Origin of the sequence: Methylobacterium sp. 22177 (assembly GCF_052045615.1) — a bacterium.
GTDB lineage: Bacteria > Pseudomonadota > Alphaproteobacteria > Rhizobiales > Beijerinckiaceae > Methylobacterium > Methylobacterium radiotolerans.
The window spans coordinates 1-8,175 of sequence record NZ_JBQEPK010000090.1 but is presented as its reverse complement, the minus strand read 5'-3'; the positions used below and the strand labels follow the sequence as shown (position 1 = coordinate 8,175).

Annotated in this window: 5 protein-coding genes; 3 read left to right on the top strand and 2 right to left on the bottom strand. The window is 64.6% G+C overall.

What is annotated here, in order from left to right; genetic code table 11:
- Positions 1 to 303: 303 nt before the first annotated feature.
- Positions 304 to 621: a hypothetical protein gene (locus ACTJK8_RS31785; RefSeq protein WP_012319510.1), complete on the bottom strand. Its 318-nt coding sequence runs from the start codon at positions 619 to 621 to the stop codon at positions 304 to 306.
- A 7-nt stretch (positions 622 to 628) separates the two neighbouring features.
- Positions 629 to 2,578 carry a methyl-accepting chemotaxis protein gene (locus tag ACTJK8_RS31780; RefSeq protein WP_012319509.1) on the bottom strand — a complete coding sequence of 650 codons (1,950 nt, stop codon included), beginning with the start codon at positions 2,576 to 2,578 and terminating at the stop codon, positions 629 to 631.
- 1,007 nt (positions 2,579 to 3,585) lie between these two features.
- Here ACTJK8_RS31780 and ACTJK8_RS31775 point away from each other — a divergent pair.
- From ACTJK8_RS31775 to ACTJK8_RS31765, 3 genes are all read left to right on the top strand, one after another.
- The gene (locus ACTJK8_RS31775; RefSeq protein WP_012329791.1) at positions 3,586 to 5,736 is read left to right on the top strand and encodes a TonB-dependent receptor family protein; all 2,151 of its coding nucleotides are present in this window, start codon (positions 3,586 to 3,588) and stop codon (positions 5,734 to 5,736) included.
- Positions 5,737 to 5,837: 101 nt separating this feature from the next.
- A complete protein-coding gene (locus ACTJK8_RS31770; protein ID WP_012329790.1) occupies positions 5,838 to 6,794 on the top strand; it encodes a copper chaperone PCu(A)C in 957 nt (318 codons plus the stop codon).
- A 354-nt stretch (positions 6,795 to 7,148) separates the two neighbouring features.
- A complete protein-coding gene (locus ACTJK8_RS31765) occupies positions 7,149 to 7,847 on the top strand; it encodes a glutathione S-transferase family protein (protein WP_012329789.1) in 699 nt (232 codons plus the stop codon).
- The last annotated feature ends 328 nt before the right edge of the window (positions 7,848 to 8,175 follow it).

Sequence of the window (8,175 nt, the reverse complement as noted above, 5' to 3'; positions counted from 1 at the left end):
TGGGTGGTTTGCTGCCCGTCCGCTCCTGAGGAGAAAGGCATCAAAGCTGACATAGCTACAGCACCCGCTCATGAACCCGAGCAGGATAAAGCCCTGATATAATGACGCGAAATATAGTATTTGCCGCATTGATCAAAAGATTCCGCCCGCATCGATCCGTTTGCTAGCTCAAGCGCCACTGGTTATATTGTAGTGCCAGGAGGGTAAACATCTACGGCAACCCCAGAGCTATTCCGGATAGAGAAAACCCGCCACGGCGATCCGGGCGGGCTTAATTGGTGCGACATGCAGGCAATGGGGGACTTAGGCTGCGTATGCCTTCGCTACCAAACCGAGCTCTGCGAAGGCCTCAGCGAGCTGCAGCAACTCCTCTCGCAAGACCATCATGTCGGAATAGGCCTTCGTCAAATTTGGATTGCTAGCAAGGGGTTCGAGCACGAAGCTTTCTAACTCACGGCGAAGCTGAAGGCTCGACTGTTCGAGTGAATGACCAATGGCCTGCATCTGGGGACCGCGCGGACCGAGATCGCGTCCCGATGTCATCTCAGCCTTCAGGGCAGCGACGAGGTGCTGGACTCCGTTCTGGTCCAGGATGCTCGGCAAGACGTAGATATCTGCCATCGACGCCTCACGCCGCCTGGATGTCGAGAAGGAAGGCATCGACCTCCTGCTTGACGCTCAGCGATTGTGTGGCGAGTTCGGCCGCCGCGCTCAGCACTTGTGTCGCTGCGCTGCCGGTCTCACCCGTCGAGGTCAGAACACGCGCGACGTTGGCCGATACGTCCTGCGTGCCGCGCGCCGCTTCGCTGGCGTTGCGCGAGATCTCACCCGTCGCTGCCGTCTGCTCGACCACAGTCGAGGCGATCATGCCGGCGATCTCGTTGATTGATGCGATCGTCCGGCCAATCCCCTGGATGGCCTCCGTCGCACGGCAAGTCGCGCCCTGGATCGCGGCGATCTGACCACCGATCTCCTCGGTCGCACGCGCCGTCTGGCCGGCCAACTCCTTGACCTCGGCGGCGACGACTGCGAAGCCGCGCCCCGCGTCCCCCGCACGCGCGGCCTCGATCGTGGCGTTCAGCGCCAGAAGGTTGGTCTGACCTGCGATCGACGAAATCGTCGTCACGGCTGCGCCGATCTGCTCTGCTGCCGCCCCCAAATCGGCCATCGCCGCGCCAGTTGCTTCCGCCTCGTGCGCCGCGCTGGCGGCGACCTCGTTGGAGCGAACCACCTGTCGCTCGATCTCCTGAAGCGAGGAAACCATCTCCTCGGCGGCGGCCGCCACCGTCTGCACGTTGACCGAGGTCTCCTCCGCGGCCGCGCTTGAGGCCACGGCTTGGCTGTTGGTGTTATCGGCGACCTGGGTCATCGAGCGGGCAGTGGCATCGAGCTCGGTTGCAGCCGAGGTGACGATCTCCAGGGAGCTCGCAACCTTCTGCTGGAAGGACTTGATCAGGGCGTCAACGCGATCGGCCCGGCGCTGCCGCGCCGACTGCTCGGCGACCTGTGCGGCCTCCAGTTCGGCCCGCGCGATGGCGTTCTGGCGGAACACCTCGACGGCCTGTGCCATCTCACCCATCTCGTCGGTGGCCGCGCGCGAGGGCACATCCACGGCATTGTCGCCGGCGGCCAGACGCTTCATGGCCATGGTCATACCGGCGATTGGTCTGATGATGCTGCGGGCCAGGAGGAAGGCTAGGACGCCGCCGATGATCAGAGCCAACCCGAGGAGGCTCATCTGGATGAGTCGGGCACCCGCAACCGATGCTGCGGTGGCATCGGTGATCTCCTCGACCGCGAGTTTGATCATGCCACGCACGCCAATGGCGGCTTGGTCGATGGCATCCGTATGCGGCTTGATGCCAGTGTCGAAGGCCTTGTTTGAAGTCGCCATTGCCGCAACCGTGGCACGGAAGTTGGTCGCGTAGGCAGCGAGTGCGACATCGACCGCCTTCATCTGCGTCTGGAATGGCGCGCTGCCATCGGCATTCCTGAGGGCCTTCATGGCCTTCTCAGCCTTCTCGACGTTCGTGGCGAACGTTGCCGGTCCCTTCGGATCGAACGTCGCCAGGAAGCGCCAGTTAGCGACGCGGACGAGCAGCATGGCGCTCTCGACGGTCTGAGCCCGGCTGAGCGTCGCCTCATCGGCTTGTGAGCGCACATCGGAGACCAACGTCGCGGTCGCACGGGTGAGGTCGTCACCGCCCGTGAAAAGCTTGTCCTTGGCTTCCTTCAGGGTCACGCCGGCGGCTGCCAGACGCTCCAACTCGGGCTTCATCGCTCGAGCATCCTCATTGATGCCCAAGTAAATCTTACGGCGCTCTTCCGAGATAGCACTCCTCGCCAATTTAGACCCGGCTTCCTCGATCTCATGCCGGGCGGCTTCCATAGGCGCGACCTGCTCCGGCTTGGGCGCGAGCCGGTAATTTTCTGCATCGCCCTTGAGCTGAGCGGCGAGGATATTCACCGTATAGACATTGCGGGCAATGGCCTCATATCTGCCGCGCTCTTCGTACTGGTCGGTGACACGGCCGAGCTGATAATGCGCAACCCCACCGAGAGCTGCGACGACGACCATCAAGCCGCTGAAGCCCGCGTAAAGTCGAGAGCGAATACCAAATTGCACGATCTGAGCTCCGAGGGCAAAAGCCTAGCTTTTTACACTTTCGTCTTCTATTCCTATTATTTAGTTAGCGGCAGCTCGACTATTTCTGGTTGCCTGATGACGCGCTGACCGGCCTCGGAAAACCCTCAATCCGAACAGCTTTCTATGGAGGATCATGACAACTTTTGGTTAGATACGCCTCGCGGTCGTGGCCGACGGCTTAGGCGCCTGACCGAAGGCTCGATTGACGTCCGCTTACGAGCGAACTTGGTGGCCGGCCGAAGGTCGTTTTTGGGTCGCTATCGGAATGGCTGCTCGGGGTGGTTTGCGGCCAGTCCGCTTCCGGGCGGCGAAGCCATCGAAGCGGACCTCGCCGCCGCCCTCACTCGTCATCTTTCTCGAACCTTCGGGAGGCGCGATTGAGGCTGACCCGGCTTACGGGAACGTACTCTTCGAGAACGAAGGTCGGTCATTTGCCCTTGGGTCACAGCGACCTGAAATCGTTGGCAGATCCACAACTGCGCGTTGACGCAGCTCGCGCCCGTGCCCTACCCGCTGTACATGAGCGCGCTTCGGCCAAGATGGGCTGCTGTCCGCGTGGCCATCACCGTGGCCGCGCTGTATGCGCTCGCGCTGCAGAGCTTCCTCGGCGGTGCGCTCTCAGTCAGCCTCTCCGGACCAGATCATCACCTCTGCGTGGGCGCCCTAGGAGCTGAAGATGGCGGGCCGGCTACGCCGTTGCCCGCTCATACAGGCTGCGACTGCTGCACCGCGGCCCATGTCCATCCGGCAAGCCATGTCCCTGTTCTCACGGTGTCGACCATCGTCTGGCCGCGTCGCCATGCCGTGAGCCTCACTTGGCGACCAGAAGTCGTCGCCATTCCTCGTGCTCCCCCGCGGTTCCGAGCACAAGCAAGAGCCCCGCCCGTCGTCTGAGCTGATCGCCACCTCCCGATCATCCAGACCATGGACGTCCCATCATGTACCGCATACCTCGGGTCGAGCTGTACGCCGCCCTGTTGCTGACGCTGCTCGCCTCCACGTCGGCCTTCGCCCAGTCTGCCGCCTCGCCATCCGTCACCCTTCCCGAACTCAGCGTGGCGGGCTCCTCTGCACCGAGCGTCGGCACGTCCCCCGCGCCGGGCGAGAACGCCGGCTCCGTCACAGTGCCCAGCGTCGCTCAGCAGCGCGCCGCGGTGAACTCGACCGTCGGTTCGGTCGCGTTTGTCGATGCTGAGGACTTCCAAGACCGATACGCCAACACCCTGCGCGACGTGCTCAAGGACGTCCCCGGCGTCTACGTGCAGGAGCGTTACGGGCAGGAGTTGCGCCTCTCCATCCGCGGTTCCGGCATCGCCCGCGGCTTCCACCTGCGTGGCATCGAGGTGCTGCAGGACGGGATCCCGTTCAACCTCGCCGACGGCAGCGGCGACTTCTACCAGATCGACCCGCTCGCCCTGCGTTCGGCCGAGGTCTACAAGGGCGGCAACGCGCTGACCTTCGGCGCCACGACGCTCGGTGGCGCGGTCAACTTCGTCACGCCCACCGCCTACACGGCCTTCGCGCCCAACATCCTGCGCATCGACGGCGGCAGCTTCGGCACGATCCGGGAAAACTTCCAGTTCTCGCGCATCTCGGGGCCAGTCGACTTCATGGTCAACGGCACCTTCACCAACTCGGACGGCTTCCGCTTCCACGAGACACAGCGCACCCAGAACTTCAACGCCAACATCGGCTACCAGCTCGCGCCCGGCGTCGAGACGCGCTTCTACCTCGGCGGTTATCTGACCGACCAGAAGCTACCCGGCTCCATCACGCTCGGCCAAGCCCTCAACACGCCCCGGATCGCGAACCTCTCGGCCATCACCGGCAACCAGTCGCGGCGGGTCGAGACCGAGCGAGTCGCCAACCGCACCTCGTTCCTGCTCGACGTTGGCAAGCTCGACATCGATACCTGGGCGATCCACAAGAACCTCTATCACCCGATCTTCCAAGTCATCGATCAGGACGGCTGGACCTACGGCATCAGCCCGCACTGGGCCGGCACCTTCGACGTCGGCGGCTTCCGCAACGACACGATCCTGGGCCTGCGCGCCTTCGCCGGCCAGAACTCCGCCCAGCAGTTCGTCAACATCCAGGGTCAGCGCGGCGTCCAGACGCTGAACGCGCTGCAGAGCGCGTCCAATTACGAGGCGTATGGCGAGAACCGCTTCTGGTTCTTGCCCGACATGGCGCTGATGACCGGCGCCAAGCTGTTCTCTTCGAACCGCACCTACAGCAACAAGGGTGGCCTGCCGGCGAGCCCGCGCGTCCAGTACGGCAACATCACCTACGAGGGGATCAACCCGAAGATCGGTCTGCTGTGGCAGCCGCTACCCGACATCCAGGTGTTCGCCGACATCACCCGCTCGCGCGACGTGCCGGACTTCAGCGATCTGGTGCAGCAGAACCTGATCAGCGCCACTTTCGTGCCACTGGCGGCCCAGCGCGCCTGGACCTACGAGGCGGGCTCGCGCGGGCACATCGACCGGCTCACCTGGGATGTCACCCTCTACCGCGCCGAGCTGCGCGATGAGCTGATCAACTTCTCGACCAACCCGGGCCTCGGCATCCAGGCGGCGACGTTCAACGCGCCTCGCACCATTCACCAGGGCGTCGAGGCCGCTGTCTCGCTCGATCTCGTCCGCGACCTAACCGGAACCGGTGACACGCTCGCCGTCACCCAGATCTGGACGCACAACGACTTCCGGTTCGTGCGCGATCCTGTCTACGGCAACAACCGCATCGCCGGCATCCCGAATGATGTGCTGCGCACGGTCCTCAGCTACCGCCACCCGAGCGGCTTCTACTTCGCCCCGTCGGTGGACTGGGTACCTCAGGGGCCCTTCGCGGATCACGCCAACACCCTGCAGGCGCCGGGCTACGCGCTGTTCAACATCCAGACCGGCATCGACTTCGCCAACGGCGTGTCGCTGTTCGTGGACGCCCGCAACCTGACCGACGAGCGTTACATCTCCGACATTGCGGTGGTGAACAACGCCCAAACGGCGGTCGGCGGAGCGGCCGCGCTGGCGGCGTTCTACCCCGGCAACGGCCGCAGCGTGTTCGCGGGCGTGCGCGCCTCGTTCTGAGCCCGTTGGGATCCTCTACTGCCGCGCTGGCTCAGGTCGGCGTGGCAGCGCGGACGGCGTCCCACCTCATCCTTCACCAGTTACTCCTCGGATCCTCAGCCATGCACCTCGCCACTCGCCTCGTGCTCGTCGGCCTTGTCGCGATCCCCTCGACATCAGCCTGGGCCCATGCCGTCTTGGAGCGGAAGGAAGCATCCCCGGACGCCTCCTACCGGGGCGTTGTCCAGATCACGCACGGCTGCGCAGGGTCGCCGACCACGCGGGTCAGCGTCACCATCCCCGAGGGCGTGGTCGGCGCCAAGCCGATGCCCAAGCCCGGCTGGCAGGTGACGACCACCAAGGGCGCCTACGCCAAGGCATACCCCTACTACCACGGCTTGATCTCGGGAGGCGTGAAGACCATCACCTGGACCGGCAGCAGCCTGCCCGACGACCAAGTGGACGAGTTCACCTTCTTCAGCCGGATCTCGGACGCCTTCGTGCCCGGCCAGACTGTCTATTTCCCGGTCCAGCAGGACTGCGAGAAGGGGAGCTACAGCTGGAGCGAGATCCCGGCGCCGGGCACATCCGTCCACGCTCTCAAGGAGCCTGCACCCGGCGTCCGCATCGTCGCCGCCCAATCAGTGGCTTCTGTGCCGACACACACTTACACCGTGGGAGACCTGCGGATCAGTCATCCCTGGTCGCGGGCCACCCCGGCGAGCGCCAAGGTGGCGGGCGGCTACCTGAGCATCACCAACACCGGCACCGAGCCGGATCGGCTCACCGCCGCCGCCCTGGACGGGGCAAGCCGGGGTGAGGTGCATTCCATGTCGATGGAGGGCGGTGTGATGAAGATGGCGCCCGTCGAAGGCGGCCTGGAGATCAAGCCGGGTGAGACGGTGACCCTCAAGCCCGGCGGCTACCACCTCATGTTCCTCGACATGAAGGCGCCGCTGAAGAAGGGCGAACCGGTCAAGGGCACGCTCACCTTCGAGCGGGCCGGCACAGTTGCGGTCGAGTTCGACGTCGAGGGCATTGGTACTCAAGCCCCCGCTGGCGAGGGGCATGTTCACTGAGCCCCTATTGGCCGAGAAGCCGTGCGTATGCAGACGGCCGCTTTGGAGAAGTGCCGACAGCGTTCCCGGCGGCCGAGTTGGGTCGGAAGCAGGACGGCCGCTCAGGGTGGTTTTGCGAAAATTCGCTCTCGGGCAGTGATTGATTGAAGTGGACATCGCCTCCGTGCCCGCTCGCGACCCAAGCCAGCCGCTGGAAAAGTCGTTTGCGGTTCTCCAGAGCGGTCGTTCGCTGGACCTCCGGTACCCTCGGCGCAAGGTAGAAGCAGGCACGAAGCCAACGTCTACGTCCCTCTGTTGCCGCTCGGGACCAACCCTACCTGTGGCGACATCGAAAGCCCGCTCTGCTGAGGAATCATGGACAAGCTTACCCTCTACACCTCGCCGTCAGCCTTCCCGAACCCACAGCGGGTGCGCCTGCTCATGCACGAGAAGGGTATCGCGCAGCATGTCGAGGAGCGTGTGCTCGACATGGCTCCGGGCGGCGAGCAGCGCGGTTGGCAACATCTCAAGCGCAATCCCTGGGGCGAGACCCCGACTCTTGAGCTGCCGGGCGGTGGTTATCTAGCCGAGAGCGTCGCGATCGCGCGCTACCTCGACGAGAGCTTCCCGGGCCGCAAAATTCTGGGCGAAGGCGCATTGGAGCAGGCACAGGACGTGATGTGGAACGACCGGATCTGGGTGCAGATCCTGTACAGGCTCACGACGCTATTCCACGTGCTCCATCAGGGCCTTGGGCCGAAGCTGGAACTAACTAGCAACCCGCAATGGGGCGAGCATTGCCGCAAGGAGGCGCTCTCCCATGCCAGCCTCGTCGACCGGCATCTGTCGGATGGGCGGGACTGGATGCTCGGTGGCGCGCACCCGACCTTCGCCGACATCACGCTGTGCACGGCGATCGCGTTCTCGAAGTTTGGTCCGGTCGCGACCCCGCTGGATGAGCGCTACGAGCAGCTCGACCAGTTCTGGCAGCGCTGGAAGGCGCGCCCGAGCTTCCGCCTCGCTTATGCGGATGGCGGCGGCCTTCAGGAACTGAGCGCGCTTCAGACCGCCTGATCGGCACGAGGTCTGGCGGAGCGACTGCGCAACACGCCGCTCGCTTCGCCCGGCTCCCGACATAGGGGCGCAGGGCCGCGCACAACCGTGCTGTCTTCAGCGCGACGGGAGCCCTCACGGAGTATATCGCGCGATTGCGAATATCGGCGGTGGAGCGGGGCCTGTGCACCAGGCTTCGCCCCAGGTCGCGCCGAAAACGTCCGCTTTCGTGCATCGTCGCCCGGCAGTGGACCGGCGGAGATCCACCCCAAGCTGGTGTTGCCGGATGGCTGACGAACGTCTGCTTCGGGGGAACGCCGGCACCGCTTCCGGCGGCTGGGTTGGGTCG

Bases quoted from the DNA above. Each gene is read 5' to 3' on its own strand.
- ACTJK8_RS31780 (WP_012319509.1), bottom strand. From the start codon at position 2,578: ATGGTCGTCGTCGCAGCTCTCGGTGGGGTTGCGCATTATCAGCTCGGC.
- ACTJK8_RS31785 (WP_012319510.1), bottom strand. From the start codon at position 621: ATGGCAGATATCTACGTCTTGCCGAGCATCCTGGACCAGAACGGAGTC.
- ACTJK8_RS31765 (WP_012329789.1), top strand. From the start codon at position 7,149: ATGGACAAGCTTACCCTCTACACCTCGCCGTCAGCCTTCCCGAACCCA.
- ACTJK8_RS31775 (WP_012329791.1), top strand. From the start codon at position 3,586: ATGTACCGCATACCTCGGGTCGAGCTGTACGCCGCCCTGTTGCTGACG.
- ACTJK8_RS31770 (WP_012329790.1), top strand. From the start codon at position 5,838: ATGCACCTCGCCACTCGCCTCGTGCTCGTCGGCCTTGTCGCGATCCCC.